The sequence below is a fragment of the Haloarcula nitratireducens genome, assembly GCF_019599505.1.
Genome location: NZ_RKLT01000002.1, coordinates 30,236 through 47,056 on the forward strand (window position 1 = coordinate 30,236; position 16,821 = coordinate 47,056).

The 16,821-nt window shown below is 65.4% G+C and carries 16 protein-coding genes, 1 tRNA gene and 1 other RNA gene; 11 read left to right on the forward strand and 7 right to left on the reverse strand.

Annotated elements, in window-relative coordinates; genetic code table 11:
- Nucleotides 1-9 precede the first annotated feature (9 nt).
- Complete coding sequence (locus EGH23_RS06785) at nt 10-510, reverse strand: DUF7529 family protein (RefSeq protein WP_220579268.1); 501 nt, start codon at nt 508-510, stop codon at nt 10-12.
- A gap of 88 nt (nt 511-598) precedes the next feature.
- Between EGH23_RS06785 and EGH23_RS06790 the strand changes: the two genes are divergently transcribed.
- The 6 genes from EGH23_RS06790 (at nt 599) to EGH23_RS06815 (ending at nt 10,429) form a co-directional block, all read left to right on the forward strand.
- Nucleotides 599-3,667: a dipeptide ABC transporter ATP-binding protein gene (locus tag EGH23_RS06790; RefSeq protein ID WP_220579269.1), complete on the forward strand. Its 3,069-nt coding sequence runs from the start codon at nt 599-601 to the stop codon at nt 3,665-3,667.
- A 78-nt stretch (nt 3,668-3,745) separates the two neighbouring features.
- A complete protein-coding gene (locus tag EGH23_RS06795) occupies nt 3,746-5,419 on the forward strand; it encodes an ABC transporter substrate-binding protein (RefSeq protein WP_220579270.1) in 1,674 nt (557 codons plus the stop codon).
- Nucleotides 5,420-5,505: 86 nt separating this feature from the next.
- On the forward strand, nt 5,506-6,549 hold the full coding sequence (locus EGH23_RS06800) for an ABC transporter permease (protein WP_220579271.1): 1,044 nt from the start codon (nt 5,506-5,508) through the stop codon (nt 6,547-6,549).
- Nucleotide 6,550: 1 nt separating this feature from the next.
- On the forward strand, nt 6,551-7,492 hold the full coding sequence (locus EGH23_RS06805) for an ABC transporter permease (protein ID WP_220579272.1): 942 nt from the start codon (nt 6,551-6,553) through the stop codon (nt 7,490-7,492).
- 2 nt (nt 7,493-7,494) lie between these two features.
- Nucleotides 7,495-7,848 carry a DUF7268 family protein gene (locus EGH23_RS06810; protein WP_220579273.1) on the forward strand — a complete coding sequence of 118 codons (354 nt, stop codon included), beginning with the start codon at nt 7,495-7,497 and terminating at the stop codon, nt 7,846-7,848.
- Nucleotides 7,849-8,251: 403 nt separating this feature from the next.
- On the forward strand, nt 8,252-10,429 hold the full coding sequence (locus EGH23_RS06815; RefSeq protein ID WP_220579274.1) for a CDC48 family AAA ATPase: 2,178 nt from the start codon (nt 8,252-8,254) through the stop codon (nt 10,427-10,429).
- Nucleotides 10,430-10,567: 138 nt separating this feature from the next.
- Here EGH23_RS06815 and EGH23_RS06820 read toward each other — a convergent pair.
- A tRNA-Arg gene (locus EGH23_RS06820) sits at nt 10,568-10,642 on the reverse strand.
- A 196-nt stretch (nt 10,643-10,838) separates the two neighbouring features.
- On the opposite strand from EGH23_RS06820, the gene EGH23_RS06825 reads away from it, so the two are divergent.
- Nucleotides 10,839-11,474, forward strand: a complete 636-nt coding sequence (locus tag EGH23_RS06825) for a DUF7504 family protein (protein ID WP_220579275.1) — start codon at nt 10,839-10,841, stop codon at nt 11,472-11,474.
- Between the two features lie 90 nt (nt 11,475-11,564).
- On the opposite strand, the gene EGH23_RS06830 is transcribed toward EGH23_RS06825, so the two are convergent.
- Nucleotides 11,565-11,888 (reverse strand): DUF5798 family protein, encoded by a 324-nt coding sequence (locus tag EGH23_RS06830; RefSeq protein WP_220579276.1) that lies wholly within the window; start codon nt 11,886-11,888, stop codon nt 11,565-11,567.
- A 79-nt stretch (nt 11,889-11,967) separates the two neighbouring features.
- Between EGH23_RS06830 and EGH23_RS06835 the strand changes: the two genes are divergently transcribed.
- From EGH23_RS06835 to EGH23_RS06845, 3 genes are all read left to right on the forward strand, one after another.
- Entirely contained in the window at nt 11,968-12,381 is a 414-nt protein-coding gene (locus tag EGH23_RS06835; protein WP_220579277.1) for a DUF7548 family protein, read from the forward strand.
- An 84-nt stretch (nt 12,382-12,465) separates the two neighbouring features.
- Nucleotides 12,466-12,777: signal recognition particle sRNA (gene ffs / locus EGH23_RS06840), an RNA gene on the forward strand.
- A 321-nt stretch (nt 12,778-13,098) separates the two neighbouring features.
- Nucleotides 13,099-13,266 carry a hypothetical protein gene (locus EGH23_RS06845; protein WP_220579278.1) on the forward strand — a complete coding sequence of 56 codons (168 nt, stop codon included), beginning with the start codon at nt 13,099-13,101 and terminating at the stop codon, nt 13,264-13,266.
- A gap of 96 nt (nt 13,267-13,362) precedes the next feature.
- Here EGH23_RS06845 and EGH23_RS06850 read toward each other — a convergent pair whose 3' ends face one another.
- The 4 genes from EGH23_RS06850 to EGH23_RS06865 form a co-directional block, all read right to left on the reverse strand.
- Nucleotides 13,363-14,037 carry an O-methyltransferase gene (locus EGH23_RS06850; RefSeq protein WP_220579279.1) on the reverse strand — a complete coding sequence of 225 codons (675 nt, stop codon included), beginning with the start codon at nt 14,035-14,037 and terminating at the stop codon, nt 13,363-13,365.
- A 120-nt stretch (nt 14,038-14,157) separates the two neighbouring features.
- A complete protein-coding gene (locus EGH23_RS06855; protein WP_220579834.1) occupies nt 14,158-15,039 on the reverse strand; it encodes a mechanosensitive ion channel family protein in 882 nt (293 codons plus the stop codon).
- The gene (locus EGH23_RS06860) at nt 15,039-15,287 is read right to left on the reverse strand and encodes a YhbY family RNA-binding protein (protein WP_220579280.1); all 249 of its coding nucleotides are present in this window, start codon (nt 15,285-15,287) and stop codon (nt 15,039-15,041) included. The genes EGH23_RS06855 and EGH23_RS06860 overlap by 1 nt, the downstream gene beginning before the upstream one ends.
- A gap of 53 nt (nt 15,288-15,340) precedes the next feature.
- On the reverse strand, nt 15,341-15,628 hold the full coding sequence (locus tag EGH23_RS06865) for a ribonuclease P protein component 4 (RefSeq protein ID WP_220579281.1): 288 nt from the start codon (nt 15,626-15,628) through the stop codon (nt 15,341-15,343).
- A gap of 100 nt (nt 15,629-15,728) precedes the next feature.
- On the opposite strand from EGH23_RS06865, the gene EGH23_RS06870 reads away from it, so the two are divergent.
- Entirely contained in the window at nt 15,729-16,799 is a 1,071-nt protein-coding gene (locus tag EGH23_RS06870; protein ID WP_220579835.1) for a glycosyltransferase family 4 protein, read from the forward strand.
- Nucleotides 16,800-16,821: the final 22 nt, after the last annotated feature.

Genomic DNA, 16,821 nt, shown 5'->3' on the forward strand with positions numbered 1-16,821 from the left:
GGCGCACTGTCACTCCCCGTCCGGGAGAAACCCGCTCGGGTCTTCGACAGTGAACGTGAGGACGCGGCGCTCGTCGAGCGGCCGGACGTGGACTCGGACCTCGCCCTCTCGCTCGACCATCGCCACGAAGTCCTCGTGTTCACCCGGGGAGTAGTAGACGGGCGTCAGTACCGCCGTCGCCGCCGCCTCGTTTTCGAAGGCGACGACGGCGTAGACCGTCCCGCCGGTGTCCGCGCGGAACACCTCGGCTCGCTCGAACGCCGCCGTACCGTCGAAGGCGTCCACCAGCGGGTCGAACTCGTTGTCCGGTGCCAGCAACTCGACGCCGGTCCGTTCGACGTCGCCCGCCGCGACGGCGACGTCGCCCGGATGGATCTCGTGAGCGTCCCAGCCCCGCTCTCGGTACGCCGTCGCGGTCGCGGCCATGTCCTCGACGACCTGCTCCCAGCGCGGCATCGCGTCGGCGGCGGGGTTGTCCGACTCGCCGGGCGTCTCTGGGTCGGTGGGCATACATCGTGAGCCGGTAGCCTCCCGCAAAAGCCTTCCTCCCGCGACTGCGGCGGAAGCTATATCCGTGACGTGGCGCCAGTGTGTGACAATGACTGACCTGCTCTCGCTCTCCGACCTCAGGACGCAGTTCGATACGGACCGAGGGGCCGTGAAGGCGGTCGACGGGCTCGACCTGACGATCGAACCCGGAGAGACCGTCGGTCTCGTCGGCGAAAGCGGGTCCGGGAAGAGCGTCACGGCGCTGTCGGCGATGCGGCTCGTCGACGACCCCGGAACGGTCGTCGGCGGCGGCGTCACGTTCGCCGACGACGAGCTCGCCGCGGAACTCGCGTCGAATCACGGCGGCGTCTCGTCGTATCCGTTCGACCTCGTGACGGCCTGCCGCCGGGTGGCGGGAGACCTCAGAAGCGGCGCGCCGGGGACGGCGGCGGCCGACGAACTCCGCGGCGTCGCCACCGACCTCGAAGGGCGCGAAGACCCCGGCTCGCTCGGTCCCGACTGTCGGGAGTTCGCCGACCGCCTGGACGACGGCGACGACCCCGTATCGGTCGGAGAGGCCCTCGACGACGCCGTCAACGCGGCGCTCGACGGGTTCGTGTTCGTCGAGAGCGCTCGCCTCGATTCGGACCCCGAGAGCGACGTCGGACCCGACGCCGACCCGTGGGCGGTCCTCCGCGACCGGGACGACGGCCACGAACACGTCCGGTTCGAGGGGGGCCGCATCGACCTCACGACGGCGCCGGAGGGGGCGATGCGGGACGTGCGCGGCGGCGAGATGAGCATGATCTTCCAGGACCCGATGACGTCGCTGAACCCGGCGCTCCCGGTCGGCGAGCAGATCGCGGAGAGCCTGCGGCTCCACCGGTACGGCGGCAAGAAATCGGACACGTGGCTGAACGGCGTCCGGGAACTCCTCGCCCGCGGCGACACCGACGAGGAAGTGGTTCAGGACACCGTCGACATCCTCGACGCCGTCGGCATCCCCGAACCGGAGACGCGACTGGACGAGTACCCGCACGAGTTCTCCGGCGGGATGCGCCAGCGCGTGCTCATCGCCATCGCGCTGGCCTGCCGCCCGCAACTGCTCGTCGCCGACGAACCGACGACGGCGCTGGACGTGACCATCCAGGCCCAGATACTCGACCTGATAAACGACCTCCAGACGGAGTTCGGCATGAGCGTCCTGTTCATCACCCACGACCTCGGGGTCGTCGCCGAGACCTGCGACCGGGTCGCCGTGATGTACGCGGGCGAGATCGTCGAGGAGGGGCCGGTCGACGAGATATTCCACAACCCGAGTCACCCCTACACCTACGCGCTCCTCGAATCCATCCCGAGAGAGGACAGGGACCGCCTCCAACCCATCGAGGGGAACGTCCCCGACCTCATCGACCTCCCCGAGGGCTGTCACTTCGCGCCGCGCTGTCCGTGGGCGCGAGAGGAGTGTACCTCCGGCGAGATCCCGTATCTCGACCACGGTCCGGAGGGCGTCGACCACCGCGCGAAGTGCGTCCTCGAATCGTTCGATACGTCCGAGTACGGCGAGGCGGCGACGGGACAGATGACCACCGAATCGGAGACGTTCACGGGCGAGCCGATGATGGAGGTCGAGGGCCTCAAGAAGTACTTCTCCAGGGCCGAGGGGTGGCTCGACGAGTGGCTCTCGGACGAGCCACAGACCGTCAGGGCGGTCGACGGCGTCGACTTCGACATCTATCGTGGCGAGACGCTCGGTCTCGTCGGCGAGTCCGGCTGCGGGAAGTCCACGACGGGGCGCTCCGTCCTCCGGCTGCTGGAACCGACCGACGGCCGCGTGGTCTTCACGGGCGAGACGCTCACCGACCTCGGGGACGACGACCTCGGCGCGAAGCGCCGCGAGATGCAGATGATCTTCCAGGACCCGATGTCCTCGCTGGACCCCCGCCAGACCGTCGGACAGACGGTCAGGGAACCGCTGGAGATACACGACCTCCCGGAGAGCGACGCGGCGGTCACCGGGCGCGCCGAGGTCACCGTCGACGGCATCGACCGCAGCGCCGTCACCGTCGACGTCGCCGACGACGTGGACGCCATCGTCGGGAGCACCGACGGGGAGGCGGTCGTGAACGTGACCGTCACCGTCGAAGGCGACGACGTAGACGTCGAGGTCGCGGAGCCGCTCGACACCGACACCGCGGTCACCCGCACGGACGGCCGAATCACGGCCGTCGACGTCGAGGTGAGCGCGGGGAACAGCACCCGCGCGAGGCGGCGGAACCGGGTCACGCAACTGCTCGAAGCGGTCGGCCTCGAACCGGCGCAGTACGACCGGTATCCCCACGAACTCTCGGGCGGCCAGCGCCAGCGCGTCGGCATCGCCCGGGCGCTGGCGGTCGACCCCGACTTCATCGTCGCCGACGAACCCGTGAGCGCGCTCGACGTCAGCGTCCAGGCGCAGATCCTCAACCTCCTGAAGGACCTCCAGGAGCAGTTCGACCTGACGTACCTCTTCATCGCCCACGACCTCTCGGTCGTCCGTCACATCTGCGACCGCGTCGCCGTGATGTACCTGGGGAAGATCGTCGAGACGGCCCCCAGCGAGCGCCTGTTCGAGGACCCGAAACACCCCTACACGGAAGCCTTGCTCTCCTCGATTCCGGAACCCGACCCGCGCGCGAGCGACGAGGGGCGGATCCTCCTGGAGGGCGACGTTCCCAGTCCCGTCGACCCGCCCTCCGGCTGTCGGTTCCGGACCCGGTGTCCGAAGGTCATCCCGCCCGAGGACGCGGACGTCGAGCAGGCGGTGTTCCGCGAGGTCATGGACTTCAGAGAGAGCGTCGAGAACCGGGACATCCCGCTGGAGGCGGTCTGGGAAGACGCCGAAACGGCGACGCGGGAACCCGCGGCGGCCGCCGAGGTGTCCGCCGACGGCGGCCGCGACGCCGACCGAGAGGCGTTCGCTCGGGAGATCTGGGACCGCGAGTTCGCGACCGAACCGTCCGGGAGCGTGCGCGACGTCGTCCGCGAGGCCATCGACGCGCTGGCGGCCGAGGACTGGGACGAGGCCGAGACGACGCTCCGAGAGACCTTCGAGAGCCCGTGCGAGCGGGAGGAGCCGCCGCTGCGGGGCGACGAACGCCCGGTCGCCTGTCACCTCCACCACGACGACGGCGATTGACTGCCGACCGGATCGCCGTACGGGACGACGGCCCTTATCCCCCATGATTTTAAGTAATAGAGTCGTCCATTTGCTCTCATGTCACGCGATAGCACTAGTCGTCGCGACTTTCTAAAGGCCACAGGTGCCGCGACAGCCGCCGCTACGTCGACCGCCGGTTGCGCGAGCTTCGGTGGCGGCGGCGGTGACGGCGGCGGGACGCTCATCTACTCCCGCGGCGACCACCCCACCAACTACGACCCGCAACAGACCACTAGCGGCGAGGTGGCGAAGGTCACCAACCAGGTGTTCGATACGACCATCGACTTCAAGCCGGGGAGCGGCGGGAAACTCGTCGACGGCCTCGCCAAAGAGTGGGAGCTCGACGGCAAGACCACGACGCTGACGCTCAAGGAGGGAATTACCTTCCACGGCGGCGACGAGCTCACCGCCGAGGACGTCCGGGCGACGGTACGCCGGTTCATCGACACCGAGTACGAGTTCTTCCTCGGCGAGAAGCGCTCCGGGTACTCGTCGGTCACGTTCGGCGACTGGGTCGAGAGCGTCGAGGCGACCTCGAAGTACGAGGTGACGTTCACGCTCAAACAGCGCTACGCGCCGTTCGTCCGGAACCTCGCGATGTTCGCCGCCGCCATCCTCTCGAAGAGCCAGATCGAGGAGATGGGACAGGGTGCCGAGGCGCAGGCGGAACTGGGCACCGACCCGCGGGGGACCGGTCCGTTCCAGTTCGAGGAACTGGACAACTCCAACGAGAAGATCCGGTTCAGCGCCTACGACGACTACTGGGGCGAGGGGCCGCACGTCTCCCAGCTGATCATGAAGACGATCAAGTCCAACCAGACGCGGGCGCAGGACCTCATCAACGGCGACAGCCACATCACGGACAACCTCGGCGCGCAGGCGATAAAGCAGATCAAGGACTCGGACGGGGCGTCGGTCAAGAAGAAGAACGGCATCAACGTCGGGTACATGGCGTTCAACCAGTCACGGAAGGCCGCCTTCCGGAAGCCGAAGGTCCGACGCGCCATCAGCTACGCCGTCGACACCGAGGCCATCGTCAACTCGATCTACCAGGGCTTCGCGAAACAGGCCGACCAGGCGCTCCCGCCGGACGTTCTCGGTCACAACGAGGACCTCGACCCGTACCCCCACGACCCGGAGAAGGCCCAGACGCTCCTCGAAGAGGCCGGCGAAACCGACCTCGAATTCGAGCTGGCGACCTTCTCGAACCCGCGGGGATACAACCCGAGCCCGGTCGCCACCGCGAACCAGATACGGTCCAACCTCGAGGACATCGGCCTCTCCGTCTCGGTCAACCAGTTCTCGTCGTTCGGCCCCTACATCGACTACACGTACGCCGGCAAGCACGACGCCGCGCTGCTCGGGTGGTACACCGACAACGCCGACCCGGACAACTTCCTGTACGTTCTCCTCCATCCCGGCGTGCCCGTCGAGGAGGTGCCCGACGGCCAGAGCTACGTGAGCTGGGACAAGAAGGGGAACGCCTCGAACATCTCGTCGTGGGCCAACAGGGAGTACATGAAACTCGTCAACGAGGGACAGACGACTTACGACCAGCAAAAGCGCGAAGAGGTCTATCTCCAAGCCGCGAAGATGACCCACGAGCAGGCGCCGTGGGTGTTCCTCGACTACGCGCAGCTCACGAGAGGTATCAATCAGGCGGTTCAGGCCGACAGCTACACCGTCAGCTCCGTCGGCGGTCCGTACCTGGAACTCGTCGAGATGAACTGAGCCGGCTCCCCGGCCACCGCGCCGGTCGCTCGAACCCGGCCGAAGACCCGTTCCGACAGTCGATTCCCCACCTCGCACTCTAAGCCATGACCTCGAAACGATTCATCCTCAAACGACTGCTGTTGCTCGTCCCGGTGCTCCTCGGCGTCGCGACGTTCGTCTTCGTCATCCTCCACCTCTCGCCGGGGGACCCGGCCCGAGTGATACTCGGACAGCGCGCGTCGCAGGCTCGCGTGATGGAACTCCAGCGCGAACTCGGACTGAACGACCCGCTGTACGTCCAGTACGGCCGCTTCCTGCTGGAGGCCGCGACGTTCGACTTCGGGCAGTCCTACAAGGTCGCACAGGGCCAGACCGTCCGCAGCGTGCTCGCGTCCCGGCTTCCCGTCACCATCGAACTCTCCCTGTACGGCCAGGCCATCGGACTCCTGCTCGGATTACCGCTCGGCGTCATCTCCGCCGTGAAACAGGACACCCTCGTCGACCACTTCGGTCGGATCGGCGCGCTCTCGGGTATCTCCATCCCCATCTACTGGTCCGGGCCGATGCTGATACTGCTGTTCTCGACGTTCCTCGGCATCTTCCCGGCGAGCGGGCGCATCAGTTCGACGGTGTTCCTCCCCGACCACTGGATGCTGCTGGGGATGGAACTGCCGCTGACCGGGATGGTGACCATCGACACGCTCTTGCTCGGCCGACCCGGCGCGTGGTTCTCCGCCGTCCGACACCTGTTCCTGCCCGCGGCCACCATCGGCATCTACTCGCTCGCGCTCATCTCCCGGATGATGCGGTCGTCGATGCTCGAGGTTGTCCGCCAGGACTACATGCGGACCGCCCGCGCGAAGGGCCAGGGCCAGAAGATAACCATCATGAAACACGGGTTCCGGAACGCGCTCATCCCCGTCGTCACCGTCATCGGCATCCAGTTCGGGACGCTACTGGGCGGGGCCGTTCTCACAGAGACCGTCTTCGGCATCAACGGCATCGGCACCACCATCGTCGCCGCCATCAACGCGACGGACTACCCGCTCGTCCAGGGCACGGTCCTGACGTTCGCGCTGCTGTTCACGCTCGTGAACCTCGGCGTCGACATCACCTACAGCTACCTCGACCCCCGAATCCAACAATGACATGAGCACCGAAACGACCACCCAGACGCCGTCCGACGACCGCGGCTTCCTCGATAGGCTCCGATCCTCGCAGTTCCTCTCGGAGCTGCTGTCGAACCGCATCGCGCTCACCGGAATCGTCCTCATCGCCGCGATGGTCGCTATCGCGCTGTACGCCCGGCTCTTCCTGGACCTCGCGCCGCTGACCGACTCCCGACTCGGCCAGGGGATTCCGGACCGCGCGCCGCCCGGTTGGATCGGGCCGGCGGCGGCCGACCAGTTCCTCTTCGGGACCGACGCCGCCGCCCGGGACATCTTCAAGCGGACGCTGTACGGGGCGTGGATCGCGCTGAAGTTCGGGACGATCGCCGTCGCCGCCTCGACCGTCGCCGGCATCGCGCTCGGGACGATAGCCGCCTACTACAGCGACGTCACAGACAACGTCATCATGCGGGCGATGGACGTCCTGCTCGCGTTCCCCTCGCTGTTGCTCGCGCTCGCGCTGGTCTCCATCTTCGGGGCCGGAATCTGGAAGGCGACCGCCGCGCTCATCCTGGTGTACACGCCGCGGTTCGCCCGCGTCGTCAGGGGCGCAGCGCTGAAAGTCCTCGAGGACGAGTACATCGAGGCCACCGAGGCGCTGGGCGCGGGCGACCCGCGGGTGCTCGCTCGGCACGTCGTCCCGAACTCGCTGGCACCCATCACCGTCCAGTCGACGCTGAACTTCGGCCTCGCCATCATCGACATCGCGGCCCTGTCCTTCCTCGGGTTCGGCGCGCAGGCCGGGACGCCGTCCTGGGGACTGATGCTCGCCAAGGGCGTCGAGAACGGCCTACTGACCGGGAAGTGGTGGATGTCCGTCTTCCCCGGGCTGTTCCTCGCGGTGACCGTCCTCGGGTTCAACCTCCTCGGCGACGGGATGCGCGACGCCCTCGACCCCCGGATGCGGGAAGCCGTCGACTGACGATGTCGGCCGGCGTCGAAGCCGACGGACGCGACTGGCGACTGCTCGCCCGGGCCGCCGGCGTCGGCTTCGCCGGGGCGGTCCTGTCGTTCTACGCCCTGGTCGCGTTCGGGGCGTCGCCGCGAGACGCCAGCGAACTCGTGTTCCCCCTGGCGGCGCTTCCGTTCTCGCTGGGCCTGCTCGGGTGGTCCGCCGTGCTGCTGTCCGGCGAGGCGATAGAGACGTTCTCCGCCGAACTCGGCGTCAGCGAGAGCTGGACCGTCGAGAGCGGTCGGCAGGGGACGGCCCTACTGGTCGTCTTCGGCCTCGGCGGGATGGTCGGCGCCGCCGTGGCCGGCACTCCCTACGGCGTCTGAAGCGCCGGCGTTCATCGCGTTCGTCACGCCGGAGACGGTCGCCAGGAGGATTCGGCTATCGAACGTGACCACACCTCCTTCTAATCGGTCTGACTGCTGTGTCGGCTAGTCAGTGCGGGTCGTTTTCCTGACGCTGCACGGTTCATGCACGAGACCGCGATCGCAATTCTCGAACCGACTGATCCGAAACATCGGTATTCATACTATGTTTTGATCACAGATCTTACAATTACGAAGTAGCTACTTAGCTTAGAATTGCCGAACATCTCGCTGGGTCTGCTAAGTGGTCGGTTACGAACTTATTTCTGCTGTCACCCGCTATACGTATTGGCTCCAGTTCTGTATCCGTCTCGACGACTTGGACGGTTATCTCCCTTCGAGTGCAGTCTGGACGGTCACATCTATGAGACTAATTGTCAAGCCGCTCGACAGACAAAGTGCGGGGAAGGGTATCGCGGCGATCGACCGGGAGGCGATGGCAGAGCTCGGTATCGAAAACGGCGATTTCGTCGCTATCGAAGGCGAGAAGGGCGCTACAGTCGTCCGTGTCCGACAAGGACAGGCAGGCGAACGACAGCGCGGTATCGTCGGCATCGACGGCCAGACGCGCAAGACAATCGGAGCGCGGCTCGACCGACTCGCTTCGGTTGAGGAAGCCGACGTAGATCCGGCGAATCGGTTATCGATCGCACTCCCCGACGGACTACAGATCCGCGGCGACCTCGCCCCGTATCTCCGCGAGAAGCTCGCCAACCGGGCCGTGCGGGCGGGACAGACAGTCCCGCTCTCGCTCGGCCTCGGCTCGGTGATGGGGCGTTCGAACCGCCGGATTCCAATTCGTATCGTCGAAACGGATCCCGAGGGGACCGTGGTCATCACGCAGTCGACCGACGTCGAGGTGGCCGAGCAGTCCGCCGAATCCGTCGACGACGCCCGCGATGTCGAGGCGGCTGACAGCCCAGAATCGCCGAGCGTTACCTACGAGGACGTCGGCGGACTCGACGACGAACTCGACCAGGTGCGGGAGATGATCGAACTCCCGATGACCCATCCCGAACTGTTTCAGGCGCTCGGTATCGAACCGCCACAGGGCGTCTTACTTCACGGCCCGCCCGGGACGGGCAAAACGCTGATCGCGAAGGCAGTCGCCAACGAGATCGATGCCAACTTCTCGACGATTTCCGGCCCGGAGATCATGTCGAAATACCACGGCGAAAGCGAGGAGCGACTCCGCGAAGTCTTCGAGGAGGCCGGCGAAAACGAGCCGTCGATCATCTTTATCGACGAGATCGACTCTATCGCCCCGAAGCGAGACGACACCCAAGGTGAGGTCGAGCGACGAGTGGTGGCGCAGTTGCTCTCCCTAATGGATGGGCTGGAAGACCGGGGTCAAGTGACGGTTATCGGGACGACCAACCGTGTCGATTCGATCGACAACGCGCTCAGGCGAGGCGGGCGGTTCGACCGCGAGATCGAGATCGGAGTCCCGGACACCGAAGGCCGACACGAGGTGCTCCAGATCCATACCCGAGAGATGCCTATCGCCGACGACGTGGATCTCGAGCAATACGCCGACAACACGCACGGCTTCGTCGGCGCAGACCTCGAAAGCCTCGTTCGCGAGGCGGCGATGAACGCGCTCCGGCGAGTCCGCCCGGATCTGGATCTCGAAGGCGACGAGATCAGCGCCGAGACGCTCGAAACGCTCGAGGTCACTGAAAAAGACCTCCGGTCGGCACTTCGAGAGATTGATCCCAGCGCGCTCAGAGAGGTTTTCGTCGAGAAGCCCGACGTCTCCTGGGACGACGTGGGTGGGCTCGCAGAGACCAAAGAACGGCTACAGGAGGCCATCGAGTGGCCCCTTGCCTATCCGGATGCGTACAAACGCGTCGACCTCCAGTCGACGAAGGGGATCCTGCTCCACGGGCCGCCCGGCACGGGGAAGACGCTCTTAGCGAAGGCCGTCGCAAACGAAGCCCAATCCAACTTCATCTCGGTGAAGGGGCCGGAGCTGTTCGATAAGTACGTCGGTGAAAGCGAGAAGGGCGTCCGGGAGATCTTCGAGAAGGCGCGTTCGAACGCACCGACAGTGATCTTTTTCGACGAGATCGACGCCATCGCCAGCAAGCGTGGCAGCGGTGGTGGGGACAATCAGGTCGGTGAACGCGTCGTCTCGCAATTGCTGACTGAACTGGACGGGCTGGAAGAGCTAGAGGACGTGGTCGTCATCGCGGCCACGAACCGACCGGACCTCATCGACGACGCTCTCACGCGCGCCGGCCGGATCGAGCGTAAGATCGAGGTCGGCGCTCCTGACGAGGAGACCCGACGGGAAATCCTGACGATTCACACCCGCAACCGCCCACTGGCCGACGATGTCGACCTCGACAAGATAGCCGCCGAGATGGACGGCTTCGTGGGTGCCGACGTAGCAGCCTTGTGTCGGGGAGCGGCGACCGCCGCCGTCCGTGAACACGTCCGCTCACACGCCAGCGGCGAACCGACTGCGGTCGAGGAGATCGTCCTCACCCAGGCGCATTTCGAATCGGCACTCGAGGAGATCACCGCGGACAACGAGTGACCCTCGGACCAGTCCTTTCCCATTCCGCGGTGGCGGGCGATTTAACTCTGCATGTCGTAATAAACTCGCGTGCGATATCAGGGGCGTTTAGATATACCCCTGCACCGTCTGTTGGCTCCTGATCGTTATGCGGCAGAACGGGCGCTGAGGGATTTGAACCCCCGACGGTTTGGTCCGAAGCCAAGCACTCTGTCCAGGCTGAGCTAAGCGCCCTGTGTTCAGACATAATCCACCAGTCCGGTTTAAACCAACCGATTCGCTTCCGTCGGTCGCCGTGAGGCAACAGGTCGCCATCTCGAGCGCGCTTGTCTAAATTTCTATCGGTTAGGAAAGGAATATATATTGGTGCGGAGAGAGACGAACGTCGCTGGCGCGCCGATGGAGAGCCGAGCGAGCGCCGATCACTGTAATGTACGACCTTGGACCCCGTTTCACGGAGACGTCGGTCGAGCCCGGGGCGAATCTCCTCCTCCGCGGCCCGCCACTGACGGGTAAACGCCAGTTAGCCACGGAGATTCTCGCCGCTGGAGCGGCGACTACCGAAGGGACGGTCGTCGTCTCGACCCGCCATAGCGCCGAGCGAATCCGAACCGACTACCGCACGCTCTTCGACGAGCCGGCGATAGATACCGTCGGAATCGTCGACGCCGTCACACGACACAGAGGCCACGCGGTTGAACCGGACGGCTACACGAAATACGTCTCCTCGCCGAGAGATCTGACCGAACTGGGGGTCAAATTCGCCGAGTTCGTCCGGTCGTACTACGTCGAGGGGCGGGTCGAACGGATGTGCGCGTTCCTCGATTCGCTCACGACGCTGCTGCTGTACACTACTCTCCAGACCGTGTTCCGGTTCACGCACGTCTTCGCGTCGCGCGTCGAGAACGCCGACGCGCTGGGGCTGTACACCATCGAATCGACGGTCCACGACGGGGAGACCCTCGATGCGCTTACGAAACTGTTCGACGGGACGATAACGGTAGACAACGCGGGGACGGCGACGCTATCCGGGGCGGCGTTCGACGACCGAACGGTCGACCTGTAGGCGACGGGTCGCGCGGATTCTCGTGGCTCGTCTCGGTGATCCGCCGTCACAGGGTCGGTGGATACCGGGAAATGGCGACGGCCGTCCGTCTCAGTCGTCGCTCGACTTCGCGTCCGCCTCTGTCTCTCCCGTCTCCGCGGCCGCGTCCGACTCCGCCGTCGAGCCTTCGGCGTCCTCGATGAGCGCGTCGGTGAGGACGGCTTCGGTGTCGACGCCCTGTTCGTCCGCGATCGCTTCGAGCAGCGCTCGCTGCTCGTCCAGCCGACCGTCGATCTCGTCGACACAGCTGTTGGTCGCTTCGACCGTGCCGCGGAGGTCCTGTAGCTGTGCTTTGAGTTCGTTGACCTTCGTATAGAGGTCGTCGGCGATGTCGGCGACTTTCTGTAGCTTCTTCGCCGTCGAACCAAATCCCATGAGCATGGGTACGAACAGTAGCCATTTCGTCGTTTCGCTCGAACGTCGCCGTTAAGACGCCGCCGTTCGGACTGTCGCTATGGACGACTTGCGGACCGCGCCGACCGTCGGCATCGTCGGCTGTGTGCTCTACCTCGTCGCGCTCGCGGTGCCGTACCTCCTCGTCGAGACGACGAGCGCCGTCGGAGCGTACTACGATTCCGGTGCCCTCTCTCCGGTGATCCCGGGCGTCTTCGCGCTCGTCGCGATCATCGTCTTCGCCGCCGGTCGCGAGGGGCGGACGGACCCGAGCGTCGCCGCCGGAGCCGCTATCGTGCTCGGGCTGTTCATCGTCGGTCTCACTCTCCTGTGGGCGACGACAGTTCCGGTGAGTCTGGTACTCGGACTGACCGAATCGACGCTCATCGAGCACCACCGTTGGGCAGTGGTCGTCGTCGCCCTCTTCGTTCCGCTCGGCGCGGCGTGGTTCGCCCGCGCGCTGCGGCTCTTCTGAGACTCTTCTGAGACCGTCGGCGGCGATCCGGGCGCAGTCCCCCGATGTTCCGAAAGGCCCTTATGTGGCGGCGGCGGATTTTCGGCGTGGACTAGGCCGAGGGGCTTGGCCCCCCTCGACACCCGCACTATGGTCATCAGCGGGGGCCGAAACCCGGGGGCGTCCGGTCAGACGGACGTGGACCCCGTGAGCCAACGTAGAAGCCTCGTCCCACGGGGACGGCGGTCCGCGTGGTCGCATCTGCAGGGATGCGCCCACGCGGTTAGTCGATGGCAGCCCGCCAGGCACGGAAGTGAGCAGCGGACCATCGAACACCCGTCGCTCGTGGGGTCGCGGGGTGGAGGAGGCAAACGGGATTACCCACGTCCGAACGCCGGGCAAACCCGGGGTCCATTCCATTCATTCGATATTCCTCCCGGTAGCGACGCCGCCGTTACCGCGGTAAGTGTCATCGGACCTACTCTCGTCTTGTCGGAATCGCGAGGGTGTTCACTGACTGCGGACGCTAGGTTCTACCGGACCGGGCGTCACGGTACCGGTCAACACCGGCGGTTCCGACCGGCCGACTCACGGCATTATAACGGTCTTTACTGTCGTTTCTCGGAGACCGACACCACTGAGCGAGGTCGGGTTCCGCGAATAACACGTAACTAACTGAGCTACGATCGGGTGAGACTGGCCATTAGTATATTCTAACTTACACTATGCAGGTCAGCCATGGAGATAGTCCACTGGACCGTGTTCACCTCGCTGTTCACCGTCGGAACGCTCCCGCTGATAATCACGCTTACCACGCAGTTCGCGCCGATTATTCTCGCGGGAGTGTTCTTCTCGGTTCTCGGGTTCAGTGTCGCCGCATACCACGAACACGAACGCGGACGATAACCTCCTCCTTGAGTTCGGGCGATCGACTCGCCAACGGCACCGAAATCTTGCGACGCTACCAAGCGACGGACGACGGGACAGTGACTTCCAGTTCCGTTAGCGGTTCGTTACCCGAACGGAAGCGAACAATCCCTCTCCGACGGGGAGCACGGTCGTCTCGAAATCGGGGTCGTCTCGGACGTGTTCGAAGTAGGTTCCGAGTTCGTCGGCGGACGAACCGGGTTCTGCGACGGCATCGTCCGTTAGTCGTCTCTCTAACTCCGCGGGGTCCATTTCAGCGGTGTGCAAGACGTTGTCCGCGACGATCAGACCTCCGGGTCGGACCTTCTCACGGACAGCCTCGAACGCGTCGACGTACCGGTCGTTCTCGTGGTCCAGAAGTACCATATCGAACGGTCCGTCGTACCGCTCGACGACGTCGAGGGCGTCGCCGAGTTCGAAGACGGCCCGGTCGTCGTACCCGCCGCGTTCGAAGTACTCCCGCGCCAGTTCGAGTTCGTCTTCATCTACTTCCGTGAGGACGATCGTCCCGTCGCTCCCGACGACGGGCGCGAGCCAATACGCTGAGTAACCGAAGCCAGACCCGAACTCGAACACCGATGTCGCGCTCTCGAGGCGGGCGAACAGACGGAGAGTCGATCCCACCTCGTTGCCGACCGTCGGAAACCCCTCTGTCTCGGCGCGTTTCTCCATCGCTTCGACGACCGGGTCCGCCGCAGGACTCGTGAGCGAGAGGAGCCGATCCACCGATTCCGTGTGAAGCATCGACATAGTACGTCCCCGTACTCCCGACACCTATATTTCAGTGCTGCAGTATCCCTCGCCGCGAGAACGGGCCGTCCACTCGCTCTGTAACCGAAACGAAAGCGGCTTCGAGATAACGCAGGTCGCTCAGTCGTCCGCGGGTTCGACGACGCCGTCCATCCCGGCCAGTTCGAGGCCGCCGCCGACGGTGCGGTTCGGGTAGGGGATGTCGATGCCCTCCTCGTCGAACCGTTCCTTCACGGCCTGGACGTACTCGCCGCGGGTCTTTATGAAGTCCGCGCGACTGGGGTTGTCGATCCAGATTCGGGACTGCAGGCCCACGGAGGAGTCGCCGAGTTCGATGAGCCGAACCGAGGGCGCGGGGTCGTCTAAGATGTCGACGTGTTTGTGGGCCTCGTCGATGATGATGTCGGTCGCCTTGTCGATGTCGTCGTCGTAGCCGATGCCGAAGACGAACTTCAGGCGGAGCTGGTCCTTGGCGACGGGGTTCTTGATGACGCCGTCGGTGAGTTGCGAGTTCGGGACCGTCAGGAGTTCGTTGTCGAAGGTCCGGACGCGGGACACCCGCAGGCTGATGTCCTCGACGACGCCGGCGTGGTCGTCCCACTCGATCCAGTCGCCGATGCGAAAGGGCTTGTCGGTGAAGATGAAGACGCCGGCGACGAAGTTCGAGATGGTGTCCTGCATGGCGAGACCGAGCGCGAGCGTCGCCGCGGCGGCGATGGTCGCGAGCGACTGCAGGAAGTCACCGTACTGCGCGAAGCCGAACGCCACCGCGACGGCGACGAAGACGATGGCGATGAGCGTGAGTTTCTTTATCGGGTTTCGCGCGTGTTTATCGAGGTCTCGGGACTGGAGCGAGCGGTCGACGATGGGGACGACGATGGCCCGCCCGAGCAGATAGACCGCGAAGAAGACGGCGAAGAAGACGATGCCCTGGGCCAGCGTCCCCGCGAGCCCCTCCGGCATGAACCGCTCTAAGAGGTTGGCGACCGGCGCGACCTGCATCATTTCTCGAACACCGCCGTGTGGCCCCGGACCTGGACGACCTCGGCGTTGACGTGTTCGGTGAGTTCCTCGGCCAGTTCCTCGCTGCTCGTACCGCCGCGGGCCGACCGGAGGAACCGAACTTTCACGAACTGGCTCTCTTCGAGTTGGGAGTCCAGTTCGTCGACGACGGACTCGATGCCGTTCTTCCCGACGCGGAGCGTCGCGTCGAGGTCGTGTATCCGCTGTTCGCGCGATGTATCAGTCATATGCCCGAGATAAAGTCCGTGGGACCCATAAAACCAACAGTCACGGAAACCACTCAGCGGTACGGGTATCGGGAGTGTTCGCCGCAGGAACAGGTGACGACGACGTGACCGGACTGGGTCCGGACGCGGGCGTTTCGGCCGGGGACGAGAAACGTATCGCAGGAGCGGCAGATAGACCGTTCGAACTCTCGCGGGAGGCGGAGTCGGTGGCGTTCGGCGATGCGCCGCGCCGTGCGGACGTACTCGCGGGCGCGGTCCTCGCGGCCCTCGCCGACCGCTTCGCGGGCCATCGCGCGGAGGCGGTCGATGCGCTCCCGGGCGATGGTCGTCTCGTCGGGCATCGCCGGTACTGCGACCCGAATGCGGAAACCCCTTCCGAACCGCGAAACCCGCGGCGCCGGAGTCGGTACAGTTTTGCTCGCGGCGGCGGTCGGGCCGGGCGTGCGCGTCCTGAACTACCTCGAACTCGCCGACCAGTTAGAGCGGTCGGGCATCGCTACGTCGGTCGCCCACCAGCGACGGGCGCTCGCCGATACCGACGTCTCCGTGCTCACGACGCCGTGGGCCGACGGTCACCCCGCGTGGGCGCTCGGGGGCAACCTCGCCTTCGACGACCCGATCTTCCGGGAGTACGACGTCGCTCACTGCAACATGATCGGGCCGGGGTCGGTCGCCGTCGCCCGGCACGCGAACCGCAACGGCATTCCCCTCGTCCTCCACGCCCACGTCACCCGCGAGGATTTCGCGGGGAGTTTCCGAGGCTCGAATCTCGTGGCTCCGGCGCTCGGCGAGTACCTCGAGTGGTTCTACTCGCAGGCCGACCTCGTCCTCTGTCCCTCCGAGTACACGAAAGGCGTCCTCGAATCGTATCCCGTCGACGCGCCAGTTCGCCCGGTCACGAACGGCGTCGATGCGGACCCCCTCACCGGATTCGAGTCGTTCCGCGAGGAGTACCGCGAGCGCTACGATTTGGACGGGATGACCGTCTTCGCCGTCGGCAGCGTCTTCGAGCGCAAGGGGCTGACGACGTTCTGTGAACTCGCACAGCGGACCGACTACGACTTCGCCTGGTTCGGGACCTACGACGACGGACCGCACGGGTCGAAAGCCGTCAGGCGCTGGACCTCGGATCCGCCCGAGAACGTGACGTTCACCGGGTGGGTCGAGGACATCCGCGGAGCGTACGGCGCGGGCGACGTCTTCCTCTTTCCCTCGAAGGTCGAGAATCAGGGGATCGTCGTCTTAGAGGCGATGGCCTGCGGGAAGGCCGTCGTCCTCTCCGACATTCCCGTCTTCCGCGAGTACTACGAAGACGGCCACGACTGCCTCATCTGCGAGGACGAAGCCGAGTTCGAGGCGGCGCTGAAACGCCTTGAAGACGACCCCGAGCTCCGGGAGCGCTTGGGCGAGAACGCGAAGGAGACGGCCCGCGAACACGGACTCGACCGCGTCGGCGAACAGTTGGTCGCGGCGTACGAGGACGTGTGCGGAGTCGATCAAAGCCCGGTTTGAGCGTCCGAGCGCTATTACCGTG

What these genes read in the sequence shown, in the direction of transcription:
- EGH23_RS06785 (WP_220579268.1), bottom strand. Translation starts at nt 510, where the DNA reads ATGCCCACCGACCCAGAGACGCCCGGCGAGTCGGACAACCCCGCCGCC.
- EGH23_RS06790 (WP_220579269.1), top strand. Translation starts at nt 599, where the DNA reads ATGACTGACCTGCTCTCGCTCTCCGACCTCAGGACGCAGTTCGATACG.
- EGH23_RS06795 (WP_220579270.1), top strand. Translation starts at nt 3,746, where the DNA reads ATGTCACGCGATAGCACTAGTCGTCGCGACTTTCTAAAGGCCACAGGT.
- EGH23_RS06800 (WP_220579271.1), top strand. Translation starts at nt 5,506, where the DNA reads ATGACCTCGAAACGATTCATCCTCAAACGACTGCTGTTGCTCGTCCCG.
- EGH23_RS06805 (WP_220579272.1), top strand. Translation starts at nt 6,551, where the DNA reads ATGAGCACCGAAACGACCACCCAGACGCCGTCCGACGACCGCGGCTTC.
- EGH23_RS06810 (WP_220579273.1), top strand. Translation starts at nt 7,495, where the DNA reads ATGTCGGCCGGCGTCGAAGCCGACGGACGCGACTGGCGACTGCTCGCC.
- EGH23_RS06815 (WP_220579274.1), top strand. Translation starts at nt 8,252, where the DNA reads ATGAGACTAATTGTCAAGCCGCTCGACAGACAAAGTGCGGGGAAGGGT.
- EGH23_RS06825 (WP_220579275.1), top strand. Translation starts at nt 10,839, where the DNA reads ATGTACGACCTTGGACCCCGTTTCACGGAGACGTCGGTCGAGCCCGGG.
- EGH23_RS06830 (WP_220579276.1), bottom strand. Translation starts at nt 11,888, where the DNA reads ATGGGATTTGGTTCGACGGCGAAGAAGCTACAGAAAGTCGCCGACATC.
- EGH23_RS06835 (WP_220579277.1), top strand. Translation starts at nt 11,968, where the DNA reads ATGGACGACTTGCGGACCGCGCCGACCGTCGGCATCGTCGGCTGTGTG.
- EGH23_RS06845 (WP_220579278.1), top strand. Translation starts at nt 13,099, where the DNA reads ATGGAGATAGTCCACTGGACCGTGTTCACCTCGCTGTTCACCGTCGGA.
- EGH23_RS06850 (WP_220579279.1), bottom strand. Translation starts at nt 14,037, where the DNA reads ATGTCGATGCTTCACACGGAATCGGTGGATCGGCTCCTCTCGCTCACG.
- EGH23_RS06855 (WP_220579834.1), bottom strand. Translation starts at nt 15,039, where the DNA reads ATGCAGGTCGCGCCGGTCGCCAACCTCTTAGAGCGGTTCATGCCGGAG.
- EGH23_RS06860 (WP_220579280.1), bottom strand. Translation starts at nt 15,287, where the DNA reads ATGACTGATACATCGCGCGAACAGCGGATACACGACCTCGACGCGACG.
- EGH23_RS06865 (WP_220579281.1), bottom strand. Translation starts at nt 15,628, where the DNA reads ATGCCCGACGAGACGACCATCGCCCGGGAGCGCATCGACCGCCTCCGC.